Here is a 24,650-nt window from a genome sequence, read left to right as displayed (position 1 = left end):
TTCCAACCCTTGCCAATGAACCCCATCCAGGCCGGCTCCTTCCTCACGCTGCATTACCGGCTCTCGGGCCCGGACGGCGCCGACATCGTCAATACCTTCAACGACAAGCCCGCCACGCTGTCTCTGGGCGCCGGCCAGCTGTCGCCTGCCATCGAGGCGCGCCTCATCGGCCTGCCCGAGGGCGCGCACGAGCGCTTCGAGCTCGCGCCCGGTGAGGCTTTCGGTGATCGCAACCCCGAGCTGCTGCAGCGGGTCAAGCTGTCGCTGCTGCGTCAGCTCGGCGACCCGGACGAGACCTATCACGTCGGCGATGTGGTGCAGTTCCCGGGCCCGGACGGGCAGGGCGGCTATGCCGGCGTCGTGCGTGAGCTCGGCGACGAAGCGCTGCTGTTCGACTTCAACCACCCGCTTGCTGGCCAGCCGGTCAGCTTCGAGGTGCAAGTGATCGGGGTGCTGTGATGACCGGCGTCGTCCATCCCCAGGAAGTGGTGCTGGCTGAGCCGCGGGGCTTTTGCGCCGGCGTGGACCGCGCCATCGAGATCGTCGAGCGGGCGCTGGTCAAGTTCGGGGCGCCGATCTATGTGCGTCACGAGATCGTCCACAACACCTACGTCGTCAATGACCTGAAGTCGCGCGGCGCCATCTTCATCGAAGACCTGGCGGAAGTGCCGGCCGGCGCGACGCTGGTGTTCAGCGCGCACGGGGTCAGCCAGGAGGTGCGCCGCGAGGCGGCAGCCCGGGGTTTCCAGGTGTTCGACGCCACCTGCCCGCTGGTGACCAAGGTCCACGTCGAGGTGGCCAAGCTGCACCGCGAGGGCTACGAATTCATCATGATCGGCCACAAGGGCCATCCGGAGGTCGAGGGCACGATGGGCCAGCTGTCCGACGGCATCTTCCTGGTGGAGGAGGTCGAGGACGTGGCCCGCGTGAAGGTCAAGGACCCGTCCAAGCTCGCCGTGGTCACGCAGACGACCCTCAGCGTGGATGACGCGGCTGACATCCTGGCCGAGGTCAAGCGCGTCTTCCCCCAGGTGCGTGAACCCAAGCAGCAGGACATCTGCTACGCCACGCAGAACCGCCAGGACGCGGTCAAGGTGCTGGCACCGCAGGTCGACGTGGTCATCGTGGTCGGCAGCCCGACCAGCTCCAACAGCAATCGGCTGCGTGAACTCGCAGAGCGCCTGGGCACGCCGGGCTACATGGTCGACGCGGCGGAGGACCTGAAGGCCGAATGGCTGGAAGACCGGCCGCGCGTGGGACTGACGGCCGGCGCTTCGGCGCCTGATGTGCTCGTGCAGGCCGTCATCGACCGCCTGCGCACGCTGGGCGCGACGACCGTTCGCAGTCTGCCGGGCGTGGAGGAGCATGTGCGCTTCCCGCTGCCGATGGGCCTGGGTGACAAGTCCATGGCCGAGGTGAGTGCGTCCCGATCTTGACGCCGGCGCTTCCTGCTCCCGGCGGCGCCTGACTTCGGCGCCGCTGTCGTCTCTGAATACCCCAAGGACACCCATGCTTGACATCACCCAACTGCGCAAGGACCTCGATGCCGTTATCGAGCGCCTCACCGCGCGCAAGAACCCGCAGCCCTTCCTGGACGTGGAGCGCTTCAAGGCGCTGGAAGCCGAACGCAAGGGCGTGCAGACCCGCACCGAAGAGCTGCAGGCTCGCCGCAACAGCCTGTCCAAACAGATCGGCATGGCCAAGGGCAAGGGCGAGGATGCCTCGGCCCTGATGGCCGAGGTCGGCGGCATCGCCGATGAACTCAAGGCCGGCGCCGAGCGGCTGGACGCCATCCAGCACGAGCTCAATCAGCTGCTGATGGGCGTGCCCAACCTGCCCGACGCCAGCGTGCCGATCGGCTCCGACGAACAGGGCAACCTTGAAGTGCGCCGCTGGGGCACGCCGCGCCGCTTCGAGTTCGACGTCAAGGACCACGTCGACCTTGGCGCACCGCTCGGCCTGGACTTTGAAACCGGCGCCAAGCTCTCGGGTTCGCGCTTCACCTTCCTGAAGGGGGCGGTGGCGCGCCTGCACCGGGCGCTGGCGCAGTTCATGCTCGACGTGCAGACCACCGAGCACGGCTACACCGAGTGCTACACGCCCTACATCGTCAACCGCGAGATTCTCGAAGGCACGGGCCAGCTGCCCAAGTTCAAGGAAGACATGTTCTGGGTGCTGCGCGGTGGCGACGACGAGCAGACCGAGCAGTACCTGATCTCGACGTCGGAGATCTCGCTGACCAACACCGTGCGCGAGAGCGTGCTCAAGGCCGAAGAGCTGCCCGTCAAGCTGACCGCGCACAGCCCCTGCTTCCGCTCCGAAGCTGGCTCGGCCGGCCGCGACACCCGCGGCATGATCCGCCAGCACCAGTTCGACAAGGTCGAGATGGTGCGCATCGAGCACCCCGATCACAGCATGGATGCGCTGGAAGAGATGACCCGGCATGCCGAGGCCATCCTGCAAAAGCTTGGCCTGCCGTACCGCACCATGCTGCTGTGCTCGGGCGACATGGGCTTCGGCGCCACCAAGACCTACGACCTGGAGGTGTGGCTGCCGGCGCAGAACACGTACCGCGAAATCAGCTCCTGCTCGAACATGGGCGCCTTCCAGGCTCGCCGCATGCAGGCGCGCTTCAAGAATGCCCAGGGCAAGAACGAGCTGGTCCACACGCTCAACGGCTCCGGCCTGGCGGTGGGCCGCACGCTGGTGGCGGTGCTGGAGAACTACCAGAACGCCGACGGCAGCATCACCGTGCCTGAAGCGCTGCGCCCCTACATGGGCGGTGTCGACACACTTCGCCCCTGAGCCTGAAAAAGCTGGCTATAATGGCTGGCTTCGCACCACAGCGATCAACACCAGGAGAGGTGGCAGAGTGGTCGAATGTACCTGACTCGAAATCAGGCGTACGGTATCCCCGTACCGAGGGTTCGAATCCCTCCCTCTCCGCCAAGACAAGCCCGCCGGCAGCCCCGGCGGGCTTTTTCTTGGGCGCGGCTCAATGCCCGTGATGCCCCTGCGGCTTGCGCACCTGCACGTCGGCTGACGCCGGCTCGGCGGGGGTGCCCGGTGCTTGGGGCGCCGGCGGTGCATCGCCCACCTCGCGGGCCAGCGTGCCGGCGGGATGCTGGAACCAGCCGGGGTCGCTGTAGTCGCCGCGCTTGAGGCCGCGGCGCACCTTCAGGACACTGAACATGCCGCCCATGCCGATCGGGCCGAAGGGGCCGTCGCCGGTCATCATCGGTGCGGTGTTGTCAGGCCCGGGCATGTGCATGTGGGCCATTTCGTGCATGCCGCTCGAGCCCATGGCCATGTAGTCCGGCAAGAGTTGCTGGATCTTTTCGGTGAGGTCGCTCTGGTCCACGCCGATCATGGTCGGCACACCGTGCCCCATCGCATTCATCGTGTGGTGCGACTTGTGGCAATGGAAGGCCCAATCGCCTTCCTCGTCGGCGATGAACTCGATCTGCCGCATCTGGCCTACGGCCACATCGGTCGTCACTTCGGGCCAGCGCGCGGTGCGCGGCACGGGGCCGCCGTCGGTGCCCGTCACGGTGAACTCATGGCCGTGGATGTGGATGGGATGGTTGGTCATCGTCAGGTTGCCGATGCGGATGCGCACGCGGTCGCCCTGGCGTGCCACCAGCGGCGCGATTCCCGGGAAGACGCGGCTATTCCAGCTCCACAGGTTGAAGTCGAGCATGGTCATGATCTTGGGCGTCGCGCTGCCGGGCTCGATGTCGTAGGCATTCAGCAGGAAGGCGTAGTCGCGGTCGACCTCGTCGATCTGCGGATGCCGTGCCTTGGGGTGGGTGATCCACAGCCCCATCATGCCCATGGCCATCTGCACCATCTCGTCGGCATGCGGGTGGTACATGAAGGTGCCCGGGCGGCGGGCGACGAACTCGTACACCCAGGTCTTGCCTGGCGGAATGGCCGGTTGGGTCAGGCCGGAGACGCCGTCCATGCCATTGGGCAGGCGCTGGCCGTGCCAGTGCATGCTGGTGGGCTCAGGCAAGCGGTTGGTGACGAAGATGCGCACGCGGTCGCCTTCCACCACTTCGATGGTGGGCCCGGGGCTTTGGCCGTTGTAGCCCCACAGCCGAGCCTTGAAGCCGGGCGCCATTTCGCGCACCACCGGCTCCGCAACCAGGTGGAACTCCTTCACGCCCTGGTTCATGCGCCAGGGGGTCGTCCAGCCATTGAGGGTGACGACCGGGTTGTAGGGGCGCCCGTTGGGCGGCAGGTGCGGCGCCTGCGTGTCAGGGGAGGTCTGGATGACGGGTTCGGGCACGGCCGCCAGGGCCGCCTTGGACACGGCTGCGAGCGAGGCCGCGCCGAGCAGGGAGCGTCGATTGAACATGGCAATCCTCGGAATTCAGTGGGCAGCGGCTGCAGCCGCCGCGGGCGTGCTGCCGGCCTGGGGGAGCGACGGCGCGACGGGGCCGAGCAGGGCTTGATCGAGATCGGCCTCGGCTAGCCAGAAGTCACGCAAGGCCTCCTGAGCGGCGCTTACGGCCGCTACTTGGGCGCGCGCATCGGCCAGCAGCTCGAAGACGCCGATCAGCATCGCGTTGTAGCGCCGCAGTTGTTCGTCGGAGATGCGGCGTGCCAGCGGCAGGGCTTCGTCACGATGCTGGCGCGCGATCTCCCAGGCGCTGCGGTACAGGCCATAAGCCTCGCGCACTTCGGAGCGAGCGCGCAGTGCGGTGGCTGCGGCCTCGTGCGCGGCAACGGCGGCAAGCGCCTGCGCGCGCGGCAGGGGGCCGGGGCCAAAGAGTGGCAGCTCCAGCGTGACCTCCCAGCCGCGTTGCACGGGCGCGTCATTGGCCGTGTTGCGCACCGTGCCCAGCTCCAGCATCGACACCCAACGTGTGGTCTGGGCGAGCTGGGTCTGGCGGGCCGCTTGTTCCAGTGCCAGGCGCGCCGCCTGCACATCCAGGCGCTGGGTGAGGGCCAGGGTGTCGACGTCCGGCTGCCCGCGTGCCGCGGTGGGCAATTCGGGCAGCCGCTCCGGCAGGCGCAGCCGGGCAGTTTGCACGTCGTCCAGGGCGAGCAGGCGAGCCAGCCGCTCGCGCGCCGCCAGGCGCTGGGCCTCGGCGCGCGCGAGGTTCAGCCGCGCTTCGGTCGCAAAGCTCTGTTCGCGCGCACGGGCGAGGGCGTTGAAGTTGCCGGCGGCCTGCATGCGGCGGGCGAGCTCTTCGCCGGCCGCCGCAGCGTCCATCACCTGGCGCCGATAGACCAGCGTCTCTTCGGCCGACACGGCGCGCACCCAGGCGCGTCGCGTGTCAGCGGCCAGGGCCAGCACCTCGGCCGCAGCCTGGCGCTGCTCGCCGTCCAGGCGGCGGGCCTCGACCTGCCGTACCAGTGGCAGCGTCAGCAGCCGGGCAAGGTCGATGTGCCAGCCGCGCTCCAGTTCCACCTCGCTGCCACGGGTCAGGCGGCTGAAGGTGAAGCCCGGGTTGGGCAGGCGGCCTGCCTCGGCGACTTCGGCGGCGGTGACGCCCAGGCGTGACAGGCGTGCCTGCAGGGCGCGGCTGTTGCGCAGCGCCAGGCGCACGGCTTCGTCCATGGACAAGGGCGCGCGCAGCGCAGCTTCAACCTCGCTCGCGTCCATGGCTTGGGCGGCGACGGGCTGGCCGGTGTGGGCCTGGGTCAAGCGGTTGACGTCCTGCAACGGAGCGTCGGGGGGAAGGCTGGCGCAGCCGGCCAGCAACAAGGCGGCGCCCAAGGGCGCTCGCGAAACAAGCAGGGAGAACATGCAGGCCTCTCGGGCTGGATGAGCACGGAGCCGCCTGCCCCGAGGTGCGGGACGAAGCGGCGCGACAGCGGCGAGAGAGTCAGCCCCTTGGCGGCGGATCGGGCAGGGGCGGCACGATGCCCACCCAGGCCTCGGCCGGCGCGCCGGCCACGCGGGCCGCGGGCATCGTGAGATGGGTGTCCAGCAGCATCACCGGCGGGGGCGCGGCGGCCAGGCAGCACGGGGCACAGAGCTTGCACGGCTTGCCAGCGGCATGGTGGTCGTTGCCGGCAGCGGCGCGCGGGTCGTGGCCTTCGTGCTGCTGGTGCGCTTCATGACCTTCATGGCCCGGGTGCTGTTCGTGTTGAGCGGCAGGCTGCGGCAGCGCCTCGCAGCCCATGGCGCTGGCCGCCAGCACGCCGCGCAGAGGCAGCAGCACGAGCAGCAGGCAAAGCACGAGGAAGCGGCCGGGGCGCGACATGACCGTCACTTTACCCCGCCTGCTGCTGCAGCCAGGCGCGCGGGGACAGCCCGCCATGCTTGTGCACGAACAGGCGGCTCAGTGCCGAGGCGTTGGCATAGCCCAGTTCCGCGGCCAGCACCTTCAGCGGTTTGCCGGCGCGCAGTTCGCGGCGGGCGATGCTCAGGCGCCAGTCGGCCAGGTAGTCGGCGGGTGTCTGGCCCAGCGCGTCGCGGAAGACCGCCGCGAAGCGGCTGCGCGACAGCCCGGCCTCGCTGGCCATGGCCGGCAGCGACCAGGCGCGCCCCGGGTCGGCATGCAGCGCGGTCAAGGCACGTGCCAAGGCGGGATCGCTCAGCCCGCGCATCAGGCCCAGGGGCAGGGGCGCATCGGCTTGCTCCAGCATCCAGCGAAGCAGCTGAAGCAACAGCACCTCGAACAGTCGGTCGGCCAGCAACCGCTGGCCGCACCGCACCTGCTCGGCCTCGCCGAACAGCAGCCCCAGCGTGGCCGACAGCCCCGCCACCCGGTGCAGCGGCAGCACCACCAGCGGCGGCAGGGCCTGCACCAGCGGATGGCCGGGTTCGAAGTCCAGCGAGGCGCAAACGAAATCGGCGCCGTCCGCCGGTGCATTGTGGAAGTCATGCGCCAGGGGGCGCGGATAGAACACCAGGCTGGGCTCGCTCACCTGGAGCCGCTGCACCAGGCCCGTCTCCGCCGCATGTTGGACGGTCATCTCGCCGCGGCGCATCACATGCAGGAAACCTCGCCCCGGCTGGGCGTCGAAGTGGGTCACGCCGCACAGCGGCCCGGCATGGAAGAGGCTCGCCCGCACGCGAAAGCGTTCGAACAGCGGGCTCAGGCGGTCCAGGGGGAGTGCGGTGGTCATGGATGATTGGGTTGATTTGCGAGACTGGAAGATACCTTTCGTCTTGATTGGGGCGCCACAGTGGAGGCCTTCTCCACTGCCACTGAAAGGCTTCTCCATGACCACCACTTCTGCTGCTGCCCGCGTTCCTCTCGTGCTGGGTGCCGAGGCGCCCGAGGCCAGCCGTGCGCTGCTGGCCGCCGTGCACGGCGCCTTCGGGGCGACGCCTCACATGTTCCGCGCTGTGGCCAACTCGCCGGCCGCCCTGCAGGCGATGTGGGGCTTCTTCGGCGCCCTCGGAGGCGGCCGCATTCCGGCGCGGCTGGGCGAGCAGATTGCGGTGGCCGTGGCGGACCGCAACCGATGCGACTACTGTCTCGCAGCCCATACCGCCCTCGGTCGCAAGGCCGGTGCCACCGCCGAGGCCATGAGTGCCGCCCAGGCCGGGCAATCAGCCGACCCCGCCACGGCGGCGGCCCTGCGGTTTGCGCTGCAGTTGGTTGAGCAGCGTGGGCAGGTCGGCGCAGACGATGTGGCCGCGCTGCGTGCAGCGGGGTTCGATGACGGCCAGGTGGTCGAGATCGTGGCCCACGTCGCACTCAACCTGTTCACCAATTACGTGAACGTGGCCCTGGACGTGCCGGTCGACTTCCCCGGCGTGAAGCTGCGCCCGCGCTGAGCCCAAGAAGCGACAAAGCCCTGGCGGACCAGGGCTTTGTCAGCGGGGCGACGGTTCAGACCAGACCCTGCTTGGACGCCAGCACCGCGGCCTCGGCCCGGCTGCTGACGTTGAGCTTCTTGTAGATGCTCTTGATGTGGTCGTTGACCGTGAACCACTTGATGCCCATCAGGTTCGCGATCTCCTTGATCGTGAAGCCCTTGCTGAGGTAGGTCAGCACTTCGCTCTCACGCGGCGTCAGGCGCTCCCATTCGGGCGGCGGGTCCAGTGCCACGCTGCGGCTGTTGGCAAACGCGGCCTGCGAGGTCGAGAGCGCGCCGAAGCCCGAGTTCAGCGGCATGGTGCCGCTGTCGCTGGAACTCGGGCGGAAGTGCGACAGCAGCCGGCGCGCGATGGCCGGCGACAGCGGCGGCTGTCCACGCACGATGCGCTGGAGCTCTTCCACCAGCACTTCGAAGCGGTCTTCCTTCAGCAGATAGCCATCGGCGCCGCATTGCAGCGCCGGAAAGAGGTGGTCGTCGTCGGAGTAGAGCGTCGTGACGATCTTGATGGCCGTGGAGCCGTTGATCTCGGTCAGGAACTCCATGCCATTGCCGTCGGGCAGTTCGAGGTCGACCAGGATGAGCTTGAAGCCCACGTCCCCATTCGCGCCGCCGAACTTGGCCACCTGCCGCCGCGCGTTCTCGAGATCGCCGACCTCGGTGATCTCCATCGCATCGCTGAAGCTCTCACGCACCACCCGGCACAGGAAGCTTCGGGCCACGGGGTTGTCTTCAATGATGAGAACTTTGACGGTCATGGCGCTGGGGCGCGGAAGGCGGCTGTCGAATCAAGGGGGAATGTAGCGCACGCCCTCTGGTAAACCCGCCGCGAAGCGGCCACAACGCGCCCCCGTTTCAGGCTTCAAGGATTGGTAAGAACCAACTTGCCGACCACCTCGCGAGCCGCCATGCGCGCGAAGGCGGCGGGCAGCTGCTCCATGGGCAGCACGCGGTCCAGCACCGGCTTGACCTTGCCAGCGCCGTACCAGGCGGCCAGTTCACCCAGCATGCGCGCATTGCGGCCGGGCTCGCGCTTGGCGAACTCGCCCCAGAAGACGCCCACCAGCGACGCGCCCTTGAGCAAGGCCAGGTTCAGCGGCAACGAAGGAATGGCACCCTGCGCGAACCCGATGACCAGGTAGCGTCCACGCCAGGCGATGGAGCGAAAGGCCGCCTCGGCCAGATCGCCGCCGACCGGGTCATAGATGACGTCCGGTCCCTTGCCTTCGGTCAGGGCCTTGAGTTCGTCGCGCAGGTTCTGCGTGGCGTAGTTGATGGTGGCATCTGCGCCCAGGGCCTGGCAGGCCTTGCATTTGTCGTCGCTGCCGGCGGCCGCGATGACGCGCGCGCCGGCGGCCTTGGCGATCTGCAGCGCGGCCGTGCCGACGCCGCCGGCCGCGCCGAGGATGAGCACGGTTTCACCCGGTTGCAGGGCGGCACGGTCCATCAGCGCATGGTGGCTCGTGGCATAGGTGCAGATGAAGGCGGCCGCGTCTTCGAACACAAACCCCTCCGGTAGCGGCATAGCCAGCGCTGCGGGGATGCAGACCTCGGTTGCGAAGCCGCCGAGCCCGCCGAAGGCAGCCACGCGCTGGCCGACGGCAAAGCCCTTGACGCCTTCGCCGACTTCACTGACGACGCCCGAGAACTCCGTCCCGGGCACGAAGGGCAGGGGCGGCTTCATCTGGTACTTGTTCTGCACGATGAGGAGGTCCGGGAAATTGAGGCTGGCCGCCTTGATCTGTACCCGGATCTGGCCGGCCGCCAGGGCGGGGGCGGGCAGTTCGCGCCACTGCAGCGCTTCCACGCCCACCGGGTTTTCGCACAGCCATGCCTTCATCGAGGTCTCCTTCATCGTCGGGTCGTCCATGATAGGAATCCAGGGTGTTACACCCGGTCTCGCAGGTGACGCTCTCCCTACAATCTCGGTCATGCGCATTCTCATTTCCAACGACGACGGCTACCTTGCCCCCGGCCTCGCGGCCCTCGTTCAGGCCTGCCAGGGGCTCGGCGAGATCGACGTCATCGCGCCCGAGCAGAACGCCAGCGGCACGTCCAATTCCCTGACGCTGAACCGGCCGCTGAACGTCTACCGCGCCGCCAACGGCTTTCGCTACGTCAGTGGCACACCCTCCGACGGCGTCCACCTCGCCTTGAGCGGCCTGCTCGGCTACCGGCCTGACCTGGTGCTCTCCGGCATCAACAACGGTGCCAACATGGGCGACGACACGCTCTATTCAGGCACGGTCGCGGCCGCCACCGAGGGCTATCTCTTCGGCATCCCGTCCATCGCCTTCTCGCAGGCCGAGAAGGGCTGGGGCGAACTGGAGGCCGCGGCCCGCACGGCGCGCAGCGTCGTCGAGCAGGTCATCGCTGGCGGGCTGGGCCAGCCCTTCCTGCTGAATGTGAACATCCCGAACCGCGCGGATGCGGACCGCCTGCCCCGCCAGATCACACGGCTGGGGCGGCGTCACTCGGCCGAGGCCATCATCGAGCAGGTCAACCCGCGGGGCGAGACCATCTACTGGATCGGTCCTGCCGGCGATGCGCGAGATGCGGGCGAGGGCACCGACTTCCACGCCACGGCCCACGGACGAGTCTCCATCACGCCGCTGCAGGTGGATCTCACCGAGCACGCCTCGCTCGGCAGCTGGAAGCAGCGCCTGGGTCTTTGAATGAGCGCACCCAAGCGCTTTCCTGCCAGCCTCAAGTCGGCTGCCGCGCCGCAGCGTGAGTTGCTGATGCCGCAGCGCCATCTGCGCCAGGCCACGGCCGACGCGGCCAAGCTGGCGCGGCCCAGCGGCACCGGCCTGGATGGTGGCGCCGTGCGCGAGCGCATGGTCGCGCGGCTGCGCGCCGAGGGAAAGTTCAACGAGCAGGTGCTCGCCGCCATGGCGGCCGTGCCGCGTCACGAGTTCGTGGACAGCGCGCTGGCTGCCCAGGCCTATGAAGACACCGCCTTGCCCATCGGGCATGGGCAGACCATCTCCAAACCCTCGGTGGTGGCCCACATGCTCGGCCTGCTGCTGGCGGGCCGCGGCGCGCAGCAGCGTGGCTCGCTGGGGCGGGTGCTGGAGATCGGCACCGGCTGTGGCTACCAGGCGGCCGTCATCGCGCTGCTGGCGCGGCAGGTCACGTCCATCGAGCGGCTGCAGGGGCTGCATGACAAGGCGCGGCAGAACCTGCAGCGTCTGGCCCTGCCGCGAGCGCCGCGCCTCATCTGGGGCGATGGTCGTCTGGGTCATGCGCCCAGCGGCCCTTTCGACAGCATCATCGCGGCGGCCGGGGGGGAGGACATCCCTCCAGCCTGGCTGGAACAACTGGCGCCGGGCGGCCGGCTCATTGCCCCGACCGCCAGCGGCCGCGGCCAAGTGTTGGTGGTGCTGGACCATCTGCTGGAGGGCGGCCGCAGCCACTGGGTTCGGAGCGAACACGAGGCCGTTTTGTTCGTCCCCCTAAAATCGGGCGTCGTCTGACGGGGCCGCCGGCGCACCGCGCCACACAATCGGGTCGGCCTTCCAACGTGCTTTAGCCACACGATGCCCTCAAGCTTGCGTTTTCTCTCCGTTGTTCTCACCTCGTTGCTGCTGACTGCCTGCGGTACCTCCCTGCACCGTGCGCCGGTCGAGGATCGCAACCCGCAGGCTGCTCGAGTCACACCACCCGCCGCACCGGCGTCGGCAGCCTCGGCGGCTGCGGCCGAAGTGAAGCCACCGCCGGGTGCCGAGAACGCCGGCAAGCCGGGCTACTACACCGTCAAGCCGGGCGACGCGCTGATCCGCATCGCGTTGGACAACGGGCAGAGCTGGCGCGACGTCGCGAAGTGGAACAACCTCGAGAACCCGAACCGCATCGAGGTCGGACAGGTGCTGCGCGTGGTCCCGCCGGGCCTGGACCCGAGCGCCGTGACCGCCAAGCCCATCGCAACTGCGCCCAAGATCGAGACCCGACCTCTGGATGCCAAGGCGCCGGTGAACTCCGCCAGCGCCGCCTCGGCGGCCAGCACGCCAGCGGCCGCGGTCAAGGAAGCGCCCAAGGAGGCGCCCAAGGAATCTCCGAAGGAATCAGCCGCTGACGACGACACGCTGTCGTGGGCCTGGCCGACCTCGCAACCGGTGAGCGCCGGTTTCGACGAGCAGCGCAACAAGGGCCTGGACTTCGCCGGCAAGCCGGGCGACCCGGTCTACGCCGTGGCCGATGGCCGCGTGGTCTACGCCGGCTCGGGGTTGCGCGGCTACGGCAACTTGGTCATCATCAAGCACAACAACACCTACCTGACCGCCTATGCCCACAACCGGGCCATGTTGGTCGAGCAGGATCAAGTCGTGCGCAAGGGCCAGAGGATTGCCGAAATGGGTTCCACCGAGAGCGACAACGTCAAGCTGCACTTCGAAGTGCGCCGTCTCGGCAAGCCCGTCGACCCGGCCAAGCTGCTGCCGCCGCGCTGAACGGACGCTTCCACGAGTGTTCACCCCGGGCCAGCGAACATGCCATGAAACGCGCTGCGCCCAAGCCCAACGGTCACCACGACGCTGCTGAGGCGGGCGCGCTGTTGAGCGCCTTGAAGGCGCATGGCCACGATGAGCCGGTCGACGGCGCCGATGCGCCGACAGAGGCGCCGGATGAAGACGTTCGTGCGCTGCGGGTGACCGCCGACGACGTCGAAGTCGGCAATGCGCTGCAGGCCTATCTGCGCGACATCCGCCGCACGCCGCTGCTGACGCCACAGCAGGAGTTCGAGACCGCGCAGGCCGCGCGGGCCGGCGACTTTCAAGCGCGTCAGGCCATGATCGAGCACAACCTGCGGCTCGTCGTCAGCATCGCCAAGAACTACCTGGGCCGCGGCCTGCCGATGAGCGACCTCATCGAGGAAGGCAACCTTGGCCTGATGCATGCGATCGGCAAGTTCGAACCCGAGCGCGGCTTTCGCTTCTCGACTTATGCGAGTTGGTGGATCCGCCAGGGCATCGAGCGCGCCTTGATGCACCAGGCCCGCCTGGTGCGCCTGCCGGTGCACATCGTGCGCGAGCTCAACCAGGTGCTCAAGGCCCGGCGCGCGCTCGAGGCCCTGCAAAGCGCGCAGGGGGGCGAAGGCCGCGTGCGGGCAGAAGATGTCGCCCAGGCCCTGGGCCGCCCGGTCGATGAAGTGGCCGAGCTGCTGGCCTATGCCGAGCTGCCGAGTTCCCTCGATGCGCCGGTGGACCGCAACGGCGAGGGCGGCGAGTCGATGGTGGACCTCGTCGCCGATGACCAGGCCATCGACCCCATGGGCCTGCGCCTGTCCCACGAGGTCGAGGAGTTGCTGCAGCATGGTCTGGCCAGCCTGAACGAGCGCGAGCGCGAGGTGCTGGCCGGGCGCTACGGCCTGTCGGACCGCGAGCCCGAGACGTTGGACGTGCTGGCCATCCGCCTCAAGCTCACGCGCGAGCGCATCCGCCAGATTCAGATCGAGGCGCTGGCCAAGCTCAAGCGCAACATGATGCGCCACGGCGTCGACCGCGACAGCATCTTCTGACGGCGGCGCGCCGAGGCCAGGCCAAGGGGCTCGGCGACAATCCGGCCCATGACTCAGACAACGGATTGGCTCAAGGTCGAGAGCCTCGAACTGGAAGCGCAGGGCGTGGCGCACAACGCCGAGGGCAAGGTGGTCTTCATCGACGGCGCTCTGCCGGGTGAGGTCGTCAAGGCGCAGATTGCTCGCCGCAAGAACAACTGGGAGCAGGGCCAGCTCACCGAGATCAAGAAGGAAAGCCCGCTGCGCGTGACGCCGGGCTGCCCGCACTTCGGCCTGCACGCCGGGGCCTGCGGCGGCTGCAAGATGCAGCATCTGCAGGCGGGCGCCCAGGTGGCCGTGAAGCAGCGCGTGGTGGAGGACAACCTCTGGCACCTGGGCAAGGTGAAGCCCGATGTGCTGCTGCGTCCGATCGAAGGTCCCACCTGGGGCTACCGCTACCGGGCGCGCTTTTCGGTGCGCTACGTGGCCAAGAAAGGCGAGGTGCTGATCGGCTTTCACGAGCGCAAGAGCCGCTACGTGGCCGACATGCAGGTCTGCAAGGTGGTGCCGCGGGTGGTGAGCGACCTGCTGATGCCACTGCGCGCATTGATCGCCAGCATGGCCGAGCGCGATCGCCTGCCGCAGATCGAGCTGGCCATGGGCGACGACGTCATTGCCCTCGTGCTGCGCCACCTCAACCCGCTGCCGGCTGGCGACGTCGCCTTGCTGCGGGCCTTTGCCGCCGAGCACGGCGTGCAGTGGTGGTTGCAGCCTAAGGGCCCGGACACCGTCAAGCTGCTGGACGAAGGCGGCCCCCAGCTCGCCTACCGACTGCCGGAATTCGGCGTGGTGATGCCCTTCAAGCCGACCGATTTCACCCAGGTCAATCCGCACATCAATGCGGCTCTCGTGGGCCGCGCGCTGCGCCTGCTGGCGGTGCAGCCCGGGGACCGGGTGATCGACTGGTTCTGCGGCCTGGGCAACTTCACGCTGCCACTGGCCACGCAGGCCCGCGAGGTGCTGGGCATCGAGGGCAGCGAGGCCCTGGTGCAGCGCTCGCGCGAGAACGCGATCGTCAACGGCCTGGCGCACAAGACGAGCTTCGTGGCACGCAACCTGTTCGAAATGACGCCGGAGCTGCTGGCCGCTGATGGCTCGGCCGATCGCTGGCTGATCGACCCGCCGCGCGAGGGCGCCTTCGCCCTGGCCAAGGCAGTGGCCGACATCGCGCAAGACCCGTCGCTCGCCCCGGGCTGGGTGGCACCGCGGCGAATCGTCTATGTCAGCTGCAACCCGGCCACGCTGGCCCGCGACGCCGGGCTGCTGGTCAACCTGGCGGGCTACCGTTGCACGGCAGCCAGCGCGGTGAACATGTTCCCGCACACCGCCCACGTCGAGAGCATTGCCGTCTTCGAGCGCTGATGTTTTAGTAAACATGGCTGCGCCCGGAGTCATTTCTCCGGGAGAACCCGGGTTTGTTGATCGGTTCTGTTGGGGAAGAATAGATAAACAAAGTTCTTTGTTTAGTTCTGCCCCGGCCGGACGCCAGCGCCATGCATGCGCGGTGCCGGCGCCATCACCCCTCCGGAGACAAGAGGCTGGCCATGTTGCGACACCCCTTTCCGCGCCTGTTCGGCGCTGCCTGTCTGGCCCTCGGCCTGATGCTCGGCGCGCTGCAGCCGGCTCGCGCCCAGGGCGCTGAGCTGCCCCCGCTGGCACTCAAGCGTGGCGTCAATGTGCTGGGCTACGACCCGATCTGGAAAGACCCGGCCCAGGCGCGTTTCCAGATGCGCCATCTGCGGCTCATCCGTGAAGGTGGTTTCGATCACGTGCGTCTGAACCTGCACGCCTTCGAGCACATGGATGCACAAGGCCAATTGCCGGCGAGCTGGTTCAAGACGCTGGACGAGGTGCTTGCCGCCTCGCTGAACGCCGGGCTGCAGGTCATCATCGACCAGCACAACTTCATGGACTGCGCCAAGGCCATCGACACCTGCCGCAGCAAGCTCAAGGCCTTCTGGCGCCAAGTGGCCCCGCGCTACAAGGATGCGCCCGATGCGGTGCTGTTCGAGATCCTGAACGAGCCCAACGGCGCCGCCGACCCGCTCTGGAACGACATCCTGGCGGAGAACCTGCAGATCATCCGCGCCAGCAATCCCAAGCGTCGCGTGGTCGTGGGTCCGAAGTTCTGGAACTCCATGGATCACCTGGACAGTCTCCAGCTGCCCGAGGGTGACCGCAACCTGGTCGTGACCTTCCACTACTACTCGCCATTCCCCTTCACGCACCAAGGGGCGCACTGGGTGGAGGAGCTCAAGAACACCTCCGGCGTCACCTGGGGTACGGCGGCTGAGCAGGAGCAAATCAAGAAGGACTTCGACAAGGTCCGGGCCTGGGCGCAGAAGACGGGCCGGCCCATCCTGCTGGGTGAGTTTGGTGCGCTCGAGACCGGGCCGCTGGCCCAGCGTGTGGCCTGGACATCCGCCGTGGCGCGGGCCGCCGAGGCGCGGGGTTTTGGTTGGACCTACTGGCAGTTCGACTCCGACTTCATCGTCTGGGACATGAAGGCTGATGGCTGGGTCAAGCCCATCCTGAATGCGCTGGTTCCGTCACCCGGCGCCCCTGCGGCGGCCATGGCCGCGCGCAGCGATCCGGCGCTGGAGCACCTCATCAACGTGAACAAGGTCAGTGCCTGGTCGGTGTATGGCGAGGGGCAGTCCACGCAGCAGGTGGCCTGCGACGCAGCAGGCAAGACCTGCCTGCGCGTCGCGCTGACGGGCAAACGTGCCAATCCGTGGGACATCGGCGCCATCGCTCCGATCACGGGCGACATCCGCAAGGGCGACAAGCTCCAGGTGCTGCTGTGGGCGCGGCTGGAGACGGATGATCCCAAGGCGCAGGTCCAGGTGCCGCTGTCGCTGCAGCTCGGGGCGCCACCCTACACCGCGGTGCTGTCCGGCTCGGCCATGCTGACCAGCAAGCTGGAGCCGGTGGTGTTGAACGGCACGGCGCAGGTCGACCAGCCAGCCGGCACGGTCAACCTGTCGGTGCAGATCGGGCAGGTGGGTCAGCCGCTGTGGCTGAGCGCGCCCTTTGTGCTGCGCAACTACACGCCCGCCAAGTGACAGCGGGCGGCATGGGGCCATGACGCCTGCAGCGCCGCCTCACGCCAAGGACCTCTCATGAACCTGTTCTCGCGAAGCGCCACGGGGGCGGCGCTGGCGACGGCCTTGGCCGTGACCGGCGTGCCCGCCATGGCCGCCCCGGCGGCCGAGGCGCCGGTGGTCCTGACCTTGTCCACACAGGCGGCCGGACCGACGATCAGCCGGCATCTGTTCGGCCAGTTTGCGGAGCATCTGGGCACCGGCATCTATGGCGGCGTGTGGGTCGGGCCCGATTCACCCATCCCCAACGTCCGCGGCATCCGCAAGGATGTGGTGGCGGCGCTCAAGGCGCTGCGCGTGCCCAATGTGCGCTGGCCGGGCGGCTGCTTTGCCGACAAATACCACTGGCGCGACGGCATCGGCCCGCGCGGCCGGCGGCCCGTCACGCTCAACCCGGACTGGGGCGGCGTGGAGGAGTCGAATGCCTTCGGTAGCCACGAGTTCCTCGACTTCGCGCAGCAGATCGGCGCCGACGCCTATCTGTCCATCAACGTCGGCTCCGGCACCGTGGCCGAGGCCAGCGGCTGGTTGGAGTACCTGACGTCGCCCAACGGCTCCACGCTGGCCCGGGAGCGGGTGCGCAACGGGGCGCGGGCGCCGTTCAAGGTGGCGATGCTGGGCATCGGCAACGAGACCTGGGGTTGCGGCGGCTCCATGAAGCCCGAGGAGTACGCGGCGGAGCTCAAGAAGTACGCCACCTTCGTGCTCAACCACCATCCGGCCCAGCAGCAGGCGCCGAACAAGATGTTGCGCATTGCCTCTGGGCCGAATCAGGGCGATGAGCGGTTCACCGACGTGGTCATGAGCCACTGGAAGGACCACATCTACAGCTGGGGCATGGAGGGCCTGTCCCTGCACAGCTACACCGGCATCGAGAAGTGGCCGCCATCGCACCCGTCGCAGGCCTTCGGTGTCGACGAGTACGCCGCCGTCCTCAGAAACACGCTCGACATGGACGGCTATGTGCGCCGCCATGCTGCCGTGATGGACCGTTACGACCCCGAGCGCAAGGTGGGGCTGTACGTGGATGAATGGGGGGCGTGGTATGCGCCGCTACCAGGCAGCAACCCGGCATTCCTGCAGCAGCAGAATTCGCAGCGGGACGCGCTGATCGCGGCGCTCAACCTCAATATCTTCATGCGGCACGCCGAGCGGGTGCGGGGCGCCAACGTGGCGCAGATGGTCAATGTGCTGCAGGCCATGATCCTCACGTCCGACCGCGGCATCGTGCTGACGCCGACCTACCACGCCTTCCGTCTCTACATCCCCTTCCAGGATGCCGAGCGGCTGCCGCTGGCCTTCGAGGCCGGCGACGTCGTGCTGGGCGACGTGCGCCTGCCACGGCTTGACGCGGTTGCGGCGCGAGGGCGTGATGGGCAGGTGTGGGTGGCGCTCGTCAACCTCGACCCCGCGCAGTCGCTGGCGGTCGAGCTGGCCGCGGAAGGGGGTGCCGTGGGCGCGCAGGGTGAAGTGCTGGCCGCGCCGCGCTTTGACAGCGTCAATAGCTTCGAGCGGCCACAGCAGGTGGTGCCTCGCCCGGTGGCCGTGCGGGCAGAGGCGGGCCGCGTGCGGCTGACACTGCCGCCGGCCTCGCTGAGCGTGGTGGCTTTGCGGCGCTGACGTCGCTCCGTGGTGGCAGTGGTCGCCTGCAATGAAAAAGGCGGCCCGCAGGCCGCCTTTCATGTGGGGCGAGGCGTCAGTCGCGGTCGCCGCCGAAGATGCCCAGCAGGGACAGCAGGCTCTGGAACACGTTGTACAGGTCCAGGTAGATCGCCAGCGTCGCGCTGATGTAGTTGGTCTCGCCGCCATCGATCACGCGCTTGATGTCGTACAGCATGAAGGCCGAGAACACGCCGAGCATCAGCACCAGGATGGTCAGCATCAGGGCCGAGGACTGCAGGAAGAAGTTCGCGATGCAGGCCACGAACAGCACGATGGCGCCGACGGTCAGGAACTTGCCCATCGCCGACAGGTCACGCTTGATGACGGTCGCGAGGCTGGCCATTGCGAAGAACACCGCGGCCGTGCCGCCGAAGGCGGTCATGACGAGCGACGTGCCGTTCTTGAACCCGAGCACGTAGCCGATCAGGCGCGACAGCATCAGGCCCATGAAGAACGTGAAGGCGAGCAGGGCGACGACGCCGGTGGCGCTCTCCTTGGTCTTCTCGATGACGAACATCAGGCCGAAGGCGCCGATGAAGAACACCGCCATGCTGACGCCCGGGCTCATCAACTGGAACAGGCCGGTGGCCACACCCACCCAGGCGCCGAGCACGGTCGGCACGAGCGACAGGGCGAGCAGCCAATAGGTGTTGCGCAGCACGCGCTGACGGTCGGCGGCCAGGCCAGTGCCGGCGTAGCCGTACTGAGTCTGCAAGCTTTCGTTCATGGAGATCCTCCGTAGATCCAATGGGAAACCGCACCGATTCTAGGTCGGCGCCGGGTGGGTACATTGGGGCTACTCGACCAGAAAGCAAGGCCATGAAACAGCAAGCCCAACTCGAACTCGCCGACGTCAAGCGCATCGCAGCCGCCGCGGAATCCCACGCCACCAGCCACGGCTGGGCGGTGACCATCGCCATTGTGGATGGGGGTGGTCATCTGTTGTGGCTGCAACGCCTGGACGGCGCACCGCCGATCTCGGCGCAGATCGCCCCCGCCAAGGCCCATACCGCCGCGCTGGGGCGCCGCGAGTCCAAGGTCTACGAGGACATCATCAACCAGGGGCGCACGTCCTTCCTGAGCGCCCCGGGCGTGCAGGGGCTGCTCGAAGGCGGCGTGCCCATCCTGGTGGACGGCCAGTGCATCGGCGCCGTCGGCGTGAGCGGCGTGAAGTCCATCGAAGACGCAGAGATCGCCAAGGCCGGCATCGCGGCCCTTTGAGGCGTCACGAACGGGTCACGAAGCCTCCGTACTTACCCGGGTCGGCTATACTCGATGGGTTTACCTGAACCCACCTGCTGCCCGGCGCAAACCCCTTCGGTTTCTTCAAGTTGACCCGTCTTCGGACGGGTTGATGCTGGGCACGCGCCCCACTTGCGGAGACCCCCTGTGCTGACCGAACTGCTCCATCCCCCTCAAGCGATCCTGGCTCTGGCGGATGGGACGGTGTTCCGAGGTCAGTCCATCGGCGCGACGGGCCAGACGGTCGGTGAAGTGGTGTTCAACACCGCGCTCACCGGCTACCAGGAAATCCTGACCGACCCGAGCTACTGCCGCCAGATCGTCACGCTGACGTATCCGCACATCGGCAGCTACGGCGTCAGCGAAGAAGACGTCGAGTCGGGCAAGGTCTACGCCGCCGGTCTGGTCATCAAGGACCTGCCGATCCGTGCCTCCAACTTCCGCTCCGGCAAGACGCTCGACGCCTATCTGCGCGAGCAAGGCACGGTGGCCATCGCCGGCCTGGACACCCGCCGCCTGACCCGCGTGCTGCGCACGACCGGCGCGCAGAACGGCTGCATCCTGGCCTTGGCCGCGGGTGAGGCCGTCACGCAAGCCCACATCGACACCGCCGTTGCCGCCGCCAAGGCCGCGCCTTCAATGGCGGGCCTGGACCTGGCCAAGGTCGTCAGCCGCACCGGGCGCGAGGTCTGGACCGAGACCGAATGGCAACTGGGCCGCGGCTATGGCACCCAGTCGGCCCCGAAGTTCCACGTCGTCGCCTACGACTTCGGCGTGAAGCACAACATCTTGCGCATGCTGGCCGACCGAGGCTGCAAGGTCACCGTGGTGCCCGCGCAAACCCCGGCCAGCGAAGTCTTCGGCCTGGAGCCGGACGGCGTCTTCCTGTCCAATGGCCCTGGCGACCCGGAGCCCTGCGACTACGCCATCAAGGCCACGGCCCAGCTCATCGAGTCGGGCATTCCGGTGTTCGGCATCTGCCTGGGCCACCAGATCCTGGCCCTGGCCAGCGGGGCCAAGACCTTCAAGATGAAGTTCGGCCACCACGGCGCCAACCATCCGGTCAAGGACCTGGACAGCGGCCGCGTCGGCATCACCAGCCAGAACCACGGTTTCGCGGTGGACGCCGACACGCTGCCGGCGAACCTGCGCGCCACGCACATCAGCCTCTTCGACGGCACGCTGCAAGGCATCGCCCGCACTGACAAGCCGGCCTTCAGCTTCCAGGGTCATCCGGAAGCCAGCCCGGGTCCGCATGACATCGCCTATCTCTTCGATCGCTTTATCGGCCTGATGAGCAAGGCCTGAGGAGGGCCTCATGTTCGGCATCACCGACCTCGGCACCTTCTTCGCGGCAGCGGTGTTCATCATCCTGCTGCCCGGGCCCAACTCGCTGTACGTCCTGTCGGTCGCGGCGCAGCGCGGTGTTCGCGCGGGCTACACGGCTGCTTGCGGTGTGTTCGTGGGTGACACCGTGCTGATGACCGCCGCCGCAGCGGGCGGCGCCTCGCTGCTGATGGCCAGCCCCCAGGTGTTCTTCGTCGTGAAGATGGTGGGCGCGGTCTACCTTGGCTGGATCGGCCTGCAGTTGCTGCGCGGGGCGTTTGCCACCTGGCGCGGCGACGCGCCCGCCGAAGAGGCGCCGCGCCAGGTCGACGCGCGCCAGCCCTTCCGCAAGGCGCTGGTGGTGAGCCTGCTCAACCCCAAGGCGATTGCCTTCCTGCTGAGCTTCTTCATCCAGTTCGTCGATCCGGCCTATCCGCATCCCGCGCTGACCTTCCTGATCCTGGGCACCATCATCCAGGTGCTCAGCTTCATCTACCTCTCGACGCTGATCTTCGCCGGCGCCCGCCTGGCCGCCGCTTTCCGTGCGCGGCGCAAGCTGGCCAGCACCGCGAACGCCGGCGTCGGCGCACTATTCGTTGGATTCGGGGCCAAGCTGGCCACGGCCACTCTCTAAGTTCCAAGAGCGCAGACCGCCATGCCGAAACGTACAGACCTGAAAAGCATCCTCATCATCGGCGCCGGCCCGATCATCATCGGCCAGGCCTGCGAGTTCGATTACTCCGGGGCCCAGGCCTGCAAGGCGCTGCGCGAGGAGGGCTACAAGGTCATCCTGGTGAACAGCAACCCGGCGACCATCATGACGGACCCGGACACGGCCGACGTCACCTACATCGAGCCCATCACCTGGCAGGTGGTCGAGAAGATCATCGCCAAGGAGCGGCCCGACGCCATCCTGCCCACCATGGGCGGCCAGACCGCGCTGAACTGCGCGCTGGACCTGCACAAGCACGGCGTGCTGGCCAAGTACGGTGTCGAGATGATCGGCGCCAACGAGACCGCCATCGAGAAGGCCGAAGACCGCCTGAAGTTCAAGGACGCGATGACCAAGATCGGCCTGGACTCGGCCAAGTCGGGCATCGCGCACTCGCTGGAAGAAGCCTGGGCGGTGCAAAAGCGCATCCAGGCCGACATCGGCGGCAGCGGCTTCCCGATGGTCATCCGCCCGAGCTTCACGCTGGGCGGCAGCGGTGGCGGCATTGCCTACAACCCCGAAGAGTTCGAGACCATCTGCAAGCGCGGCCTGGACCTGTCGCCCACGAACGAGTTGCTCATCGAAGAGAGCCTGATCGGCTGGAAGGAGTACGAGATGGAGGTCGTCCGCGACAAGGCGGACAACTGCATCATCGTCTGCTCTATCGAGAACCTCGACCCCATGGGCATCCACACCGGTGACTCCATCACCGTGGCACCCAGCCAGACGCTGTCTGACAAGGAGTACCAGCTGCTGCGCAATGCATCGCTGGCCGTGCTGCGCGAGATCGGCGTGGACACCGGCGGCTCCAACGTGCAGTTCTCGATCAACCCGGCCAACGGCCGCATGATCGTCATCGAGATGAACCCGCGCGTCTCGCGTTCGTCGGCGCTGGCCTCCAAGGCCACCGGCTTCCCGATCGCCAAGGTCGCGGCCAAGCTCGCGGTGGGCTACACGCTCGATGAGCTGAAGAACGACATCACCGGCGGCGCCACGCCGGCCTCGTTCGAGCCGAGCATTGACTACGTCGTCACCAAGATCCCGCGCTTCGCCTTCGAGAAGTTCCCGATGGCCGACTCGCGCCTGACCACCCAGATGAAGTCGGTGGGCGAGGTGATGGCCATGGGCCGCACCTTCCAGGAGTCCTTCCAGAAGGCCCTGCGTGGCCTGGAGACCGGCATCGACGGCCTGACCGAGCGCAGCACCGACCGCGAGGAGATCGTGCAGGAGATCGGCGAGGCCGGCCCCGAGCGCATCCTGTTCGTGGCCGATGCCTTCCGCATCGGCATGACGCTGGATGAGATCCACGAAGAAACCGCGATCGACCCCTGGTTCCTGGCCCAGATCGAGCAACTGGTGCTGATCGAAGCCGACCTGAAGGGCCGCACGATCGAGTCGCTCGGCGAGGCGGAGCTGCGCCTGCTCAAGACCAAGGGCTTCTCCGACAAGCGCCTGGCCAAGCTGCTCGGCACGCACCAGCATGCGGTGCGCGAACGCCGCCACGCCCTGAACGTGCGTCCGGTCTACAAGCGCGTGGACACCTGCGCGGCCGAGTTCGCCACGCAGACGGCCTACATGTATTCGACCTATGAAGGTGAGGGCGCCGAGTGCGAGGCGCAGCCCACCGACAAGAAGAAAATCATGGTGCTGGGCGGTGGCCCGAACCGCATCGGCCAGGGCATCGAGTTCGACTATTGCTGCGTGCACGCGGCCCTCGCCATGCGCGAGGACGGCTACGAGACGCTGATGGTCAACTGCAACCCCGAGACCGTCTCGACCGACTACGACACCTCCGACCGCCTCTATTTCGAGCCCGTCACGCTGGAGGACGTGCTGGAGATCGTCGACAAGGAAAAGCCCGCCGGTGTCATCGTGCAGTACGGCGGTCAGACGCCGCTCAAGCTCGCCCTGGACCTGGAACGTGCGGGTGTGCCCATCATCGGCACCACGCCTGACAGCATCGACATCGCCGAAGACCGTGAGCGCTTCCAGAAGCTGCTGCACGAGCTGGGTCTGAAGCAGCCGCCCAACCGCACCGCGCGCACCGAGGAGCAGGCGGTCACGCTCGCCAACGAGATCGGCTACCCGCTGGTGGTGCGCCCGAGCTATGTGCTGGGTGGTCGCGCGATGGAGATCGTGCACGGCGACAAGGACCTGGAGCGCTACATGCGCGAGGCCGTGCGCGTCAGCGAGAAGTCGCCGGTGCTTCTCGACCATTTCCTGCAGGATGCGGTCGAGGTCGACGTGGACTGCATCAGTGACGGCACCGACGTGATGATCGGCGGCATCATGGAGCACATCGAGGCCGCCGGCATCCACTCCGGCGACTCGGCCTGTTCGCTGCCGCCCTACACGCTCGCCGCCGATGTGCAAGATGAGCTGCGTCGCCAGACGGCCGCGATGGCCCGCGCGCTGAAGGTCGTGGGCCTGATGAACGTGCAGTTCGCCATCCAGGGCGACGTGGCGCAAGGTCTTGCGCATTGCACGATCTACGTGCTCGAAGTGAATCCGCGCGCCTCGCGCACCGTGCCTTATGTGTCCAAGGCCACCGGCCAGCAGCTGGCCAAGGTGGCCGCGCGCTGCATGGCCGGTGTCAAGCTGAAGGACCAGAAGGACCGCAACGGCAAGGTGCCGCGTGAGGTCGTGCCGCCGTACTACAGCGTCAAGGAAGCCGTCTTCCCCTTCAACAAGTTCCCGGGCGTGGACCCCATCCTCAGCCCCGAGATGCGCTCTACCGGCGAGGTCATGGGCGCCGCCCGCACCTTCGGCGAGGCGATGCTCAAGAGCCAGATCGGCGCCGGCTCGCGCCTGCCGCGCCAGGGCAACGTGCTGATCACCGTGAAGAACAGCGACAAGGCCCGCGCGGTTGCCATCGCCAAGGACCTGCATGCCCTCGGTTTTGGCATCGTGGCCACCAAGGGCACGGCCGCGGCCATCTCGGAAGCCGGTGTGCCGGTCAAGCTGATCAACAAGATCAAGGATGGCCGGCCGCACATCGTCGATGCGCTCAAGGGCGGTGACATCCAGCTCGTCTTCACCACGGTGGACGAAACCCGCACCGCCATTGCCGACAGCCGCTACATCCGCCAGGCGGCGCTCGCCAACCGCGTGACCTACTACACCACCATGGCCGGCTGCGAGGCCGCGGTGGAAGGCATGAAGCACCAGAACGGGTTGCTCGTGCAATCCCTGCAAGAGCTCCACGCCGAACTGGCCTAAACTTTCACTTCATTGATGCCGCCGCCGCCGCCCGGGAGCGCCCGGG

The 24,650-nt window shown here is 67.7% G+C and carries 22 protein-coding genes and 1 tRNA gene; 16 read left to right on the top strand and 7 right to left on the bottom strand.

Translation table 11 applies throughout. The features are described 5' to 3' along the window. Positions 1–15: 15 nt before the first annotated feature. From CDO81_RS03665 to CDO81_RS03650, 4 genes are all read left to right on the top strand, one after another. Positions 16–459, top strand: coding sequence for an FKBP-type peptidyl-prolyl cis-trans isomerase (locus CDO81_RS03665; protein WP_088481777.1), 444 nt, complete (start codon positions 16–18; stop codon positions 457–459). Continuing rightward, positions 459–1,436 (top strand): 4-hydroxy-3-methylbut-2-enyl diphosphate reductase, encoded by a 978-nt coding sequence (gene ispH, locus CDO81_RS03660; RefSeq protein ID WP_088481776.1) that lies wholly within the window; start codon positions 459–461, stop codon positions 1,434–1,436. The genes CDO81_RS03665 and ispH overlap by 1 nt, the downstream gene beginning before the upstream one ends. A 73-nt stretch (positions 1,437–1,509) precedes the next feature. Beyond that, the gene (gene serS / locus CDO81_RS03655; protein WP_088481775.1) at positions 1,510–2,805 is read left to right on the top strand and encodes a serine--tRNA ligase; all 1,296 of its coding nucleotides are present in this window, start codon (positions 1,510–1,512) and stop codon (positions 2,803–2,805) included. A 53-nt stretch (positions 2,806–2,858) separates the two neighbouring features. Then, positions 2,859–2,949 (top strand) — tRNA-Ser (locus CDO81_RS03650). Positions 2,950–2,995: 46 nt separating this feature from the next. Here CDO81_RS03650 and CDO81_RS03645 read toward each other — a convergent pair. From CDO81_RS03645 to CDO81_RS03630, 4 genes are all read right to left on the bottom strand, one after another. Further along, complete coding sequence (locus CDO81_RS03645; RefSeq protein WP_088481774.1) at positions 2,996–4,360, bottom strand: multicopper oxidase family protein; 1,365 nt, start codon at positions 4,358–4,360, stop codon at positions 2,996–2,998. A gap of 15 nt (positions 4,361–4,375) precedes the next feature. After that, a complete protein-coding gene (locus CDO81_RS03640) occupies positions 4,376–5,758 on the bottom strand; it encodes a TolC family protein (protein ID WP_088481773.1) in 1,383 nt (460 codons plus the stop codon). 79 nt (positions 5,759–5,837) lie between these two features. Further along, a complete protein-coding gene (locus tag CDO81_RS03635) occupies positions 5,838–6,218 on the bottom strand; it encodes a hypothetical protein (protein WP_144397125.1) in 381 nt (126 codons plus the stop codon). A gap of 10 nt (positions 6,219–6,228) precedes the next feature. Beyond that, entirely contained in the window at positions 6,229–7,086 is an 858-nt protein-coding gene (locus tag CDO81_RS03630; protein WP_088481771.1) for an AraC family transcriptional regulator, read from the bottom strand. 97 nt (positions 7,087–7,183) lie between these two features. Between CDO81_RS03630 and CDO81_RS03625 the strand changes: the two genes are divergently transcribed. After that, on the top strand, positions 7,184–7,744 hold the full coding sequence (locus CDO81_RS03625; RefSeq protein WP_088481770.1) for a carboxymuconolactone decarboxylase family protein: 561 nt from the start codon (positions 7,184–7,186) through the stop codon (positions 7,742–7,744). A 55-nt stretch (positions 7,745–7,799) separates the two neighbouring features. Here the strand turns inward: CDO81_RS03625 and CDO81_RS03620 are convergent, their stop codons facing one another. Further along, positions 7,800–8,543 (bottom strand): LuxR C-terminal-related transcriptional regulator, encoded by a 744-nt coding sequence (locus tag CDO81_RS03620; protein ID WP_088481769.1) that lies wholly within the window; start codon positions 8,541–8,543, stop codon positions 7,800–7,802. A 104-nt stretch (positions 8,544–8,647) separates the two neighbouring features. After that, entirely contained in the window at positions 8,648–9,625 is a 978-nt protein-coding gene (locus CDO81_RS03615; protein ID WP_088482428.1) for an NADPH:quinone oxidoreductase family protein, read from the bottom strand. A gap of 91 nt (positions 9,626–9,716) precedes the next feature. Here CDO81_RS03615 and surE point away from each other — a divergent pair, with 91 nt between their 5' ends. The 7 genes from surE (at position 9,717) to CDO81_RS03580 (ending at position 18,063) form a co-directional block, all read left to right on the top strand. Next, entirely contained in the window at positions 9,717–10,460 is a 744-nt protein-coding gene (surE, locus tag CDO81_RS03610) for a 5'/3'-nucleotidase SurE (RefSeq protein ID WP_088481768.1), read from the top strand. Beyond that, positions 10,461–11,261 carry a protein-L-isoaspartate(D-aspartate) O-methyltransferase gene (locus CDO81_RS03605; protein ID WP_088481767.1) on the top strand — a complete coding sequence of 267 codons (801 nt, stop codon included), beginning with the start codon at positions 10,461–10,463 and terminating at the stop codon, positions 11,259–11,261. It begins immediately after the preceding gene. A 63-nt stretch (positions 11,262–11,324) separates the two neighbouring features. Continuing rightward, a complete protein-coding gene (locus CDO81_RS03600) occupies positions 11,325–12,233 on the top strand; it encodes a peptidoglycan DD-metalloendopeptidase family protein (RefSeq protein ID WP_088481766.1) in 909 nt (302 codons plus the stop codon). A 44-nt stretch (positions 12,234–12,277) separates the two neighbouring features. Further along, positions 12,278–13,300, top strand: a complete 1,023-nt coding sequence (rpoS, locus tag CDO81_RS03595; protein WP_088481765.1) for an RNA polymerase sigma factor RpoS — start codon at positions 12,278–12,280, stop codon at positions 13,298–13,300. Between the two features lie 48 nt (positions 13,301–13,348). Further along, positions 13,349–14,701 carry a 23S rRNA (uracil(1939)-C(5))-methyltransferase RlmD gene (rlmD, locus tag CDO81_RS03590; protein WP_088481764.1) on the top strand — a complete coding sequence of 451 codons (1,353 nt, stop codon included), beginning with the start codon at positions 13,349–13,351 and terminating at the stop codon, positions 14,699–14,701. A 182-nt stretch (positions 14,702–14,883) separates the two neighbouring features. Next, positions 14,884–16,404: a glycoside hydrolase family 5 protein gene (locus CDO81_RS03585; RefSeq protein ID WP_206602061.1), complete on the top strand. Its 1,521-nt coding sequence runs from the start codon at positions 14,884–14,886 to the stop codon at positions 16,402–16,404. 57 nt (positions 16,405–16,461) lie between these two features. Next, on the top strand, positions 16,462–18,063 hold the full coding sequence (locus tag CDO81_RS03580; RefSeq protein WP_088481763.1) for an alpha-N-arabinofuranosidase: 1,602 nt from the start codon (positions 16,462–16,464) through the stop codon (positions 18,061–18,063). Between the two features lie 76 nt (positions 18,064–18,139). Here the strand turns inward: CDO81_RS03580 and CDO81_RS03575 are convergent, their stop codons facing one another. Further along, the gene (locus CDO81_RS03575) at positions 18,140–18,832 is read right to left on the bottom strand and encodes a Bax inhibitor-1/YccA family protein (RefSeq protein ID WP_088481762.1); all 693 of its coding nucleotides are present in this window, start codon (positions 18,830–18,832) and stop codon (positions 18,140–18,142) included. A gap of 92 nt (positions 18,833–18,924) precedes the next feature. Between CDO81_RS03575 and CDO81_RS03570 the strand changes: the two genes are divergently transcribed. From CDO81_RS03570 to carB, 4 genes are all read left to right on the top strand, one after another. Next, positions 18,925–19,326, top strand: coding sequence for a GlcG/HbpS family heme-binding protein (locus tag CDO81_RS03570; RefSeq protein ID WP_088481761.1), 402 nt, complete (start codon positions 18,925–18,927; stop codon positions 19,324–19,326). 168 nt (positions 19,327–19,494) lie between these two features. Continuing rightward, complete coding sequence (gene carA / locus CDO81_RS03565; RefSeq protein ID WP_088481760.1) at positions 19,495–20,655, top strand: glutamine-hydrolyzing carbamoyl-phosphate synthase small subunit; 1,161 nt, start codon at positions 19,495–19,497, stop codon at positions 20,653–20,655. 10 nt (positions 20,656–20,665) lie between these two features. Continuing rightward, positions 20,666–21,307, top strand: a complete 642-nt coding sequence (gene leuE, locus CDO81_RS03560) for a leucine efflux protein LeuE (protein ID WP_088481759.1) — start codon at positions 20,666–20,668, stop codon at positions 21,305–21,307. Between the two features lie 21 nt (positions 21,308–21,328). Beyond that, the gene (carB, locus tag CDO81_RS03555; RefSeq protein ID WP_088481758.1) at positions 21,329–24,604 is read left to right on the top strand and encodes a carbamoyl-phosphate synthase large subunit; all 3,276 of its coding nucleotides are present in this window, start codon (positions 21,329–21,331) and stop codon (positions 24,602–24,604) included. Positions 24,605–24,650 lie beyond the last annotated feature (46 nt).

This window comes from Roseateles puraquae (assembly GCF_002205845.1).
Classification (GTDB): domain Bacteria; phylum Pseudomonadota; class Gammaproteobacteria; order Burkholderiales; family Burkholderiaceae_C; genus Pelomonas; species Pelomonas puraquae.
The sequence above is the reverse complement of the archived record's forward strand: the minus strand, read 5'-3'. Positions and strand labels throughout refer to the sequence as shown.

Coding starts and splice junctions, on each gene's coding strand:
- CDO81_RS03600 (WP_088481766.1), top strand. CDS start 11,325: ATGCCCTCAAGCTTGCGTTTTCTCTCCGTTGTTCTCACCTCGTTGCTG.
- serS (WP_088481775.1), top strand. CDS start 1,510: ATGCTTGACATCACCCAACTGCGCAAGGACCTCGATGCCGTTATCGAG.
- CDO81_RS03605 (WP_088481767.1), top strand. CDS start 10,461: ATGAGCGCACCCAAGCGCTTTCCTGCCAGCCTCAAGTCGGCTGCCGCG.
- CDO81_RS03575 (WP_088481762.1), bottom strand. CDS start 18,832: ATGAACGAAAGCTTGCAGACTCAGTACGGCTACGCCGGCACTGGCCTG.
- CDO81_RS03645 (WP_088481774.1), bottom strand. CDS start 4,360: ATGTTCAATCGACGCTCCCTGCTCGGCGCGGCCTCGCTCGCAGCCGTG.
- rpoS (WP_088481765.1), top strand. CDS start 12,278: ATGAAACGCGCTGCGCCCAAGCCCAACGGTCACCACGACGCTGCTGAG.
- CDO81_RS03580 (WP_088481763.1), top strand. CDS start 16,462: ATGAACCTGTTCTCGCGAAGCGCCACGGGGGCGGCGCTGGCGACGGCC.
- rlmD (WP_088481764.1), top strand. CDS start 13,349: ATGACTCAGACAACGGATTGGCTCAAGGTCGAGAGCCTCGAACTGGAA.
- surE (WP_088481768.1), top strand. CDS start 9,717: ATGCGCATTCTCATTTCCAACGACGACGGCTACCTTGCCCCCGGCCTC.
- CDO81_RS03635 (WP_144397125.1), bottom strand. CDS start 6,218: ATGTCGCGCCCCGGCCGCTTCCTCGTGCTTTGCCTGCTGCTCGTGCTG.
- leuE (WP_088481759.1), top strand. CDS start 20,666: ATGTTCGGCATCACCGACCTCGGCACCTTCTTCGCGGCAGCGGTGTTC.
- CDO81_RS03615 (WP_088482428.1), bottom strand. CDS start 9,625: ATGAAGGCATGGCTGTGCGAAAACCCGGTGGGCGTGGAAGCGCTGCAG.
- CDO81_RS03570 (WP_088481761.1), top strand. CDS start 18,925: ATGAAACAGCAAGCCCAACTCGAACTCGCCGACGTCAAGCGCATCGCA.
- CDO81_RS03665 (WP_088481777.1), top strand. CDS start 16: ATGAACCCCATCCAGGCCGGCTCCTTCCTCACGCTGCATTACCGGCTC.
- CDO81_RS03630 (WP_088481771.1), bottom strand. CDS start 7,086: ATGACCACCGCACTCCCCCTGGACCGCCTGAGCCCGCTGTTCGAACGC.
- ispH (WP_088481776.1), top strand. CDS start 459: ATGACCGGCGTCGTCCATCCCCAGGAAGTGGTGCTGGCTGAGCCGCGG.
- CDO81_RS03620 (WP_088481769.1), bottom strand. CDS start 8,543: ATGACCGTCAAAGTTCTCATCATTGAAGACAACCCCGTGGCCCGAAGC.
- CDO81_RS03625 (WP_088481770.1), top strand. CDS start 7,184: ATGACCACCACTTCTGCTGCTGCCCGCGTTCCTCTCGTGCTGGGTGCC.
- CDO81_RS03585 (WP_206602061.1), top strand. CDS start 14,884: ATGTTGCGACACCCCTTTCCGCGCCTGTTCGGCGCTGCCTGTCTGGCC.
- carB (WP_088481758.1), top strand. CDS start 21,329: ATGCCGAAACGTACAGACCTGAAAAGCATCCTCATCATCGGCGCCGGC.
- CDO81_RS03640 (WP_088481773.1), bottom strand. CDS start 5,758: ATGTTCTCCCTGCTTGTTTCGCGAGCGCCCTTGGGCGCCGCCTTGTTG.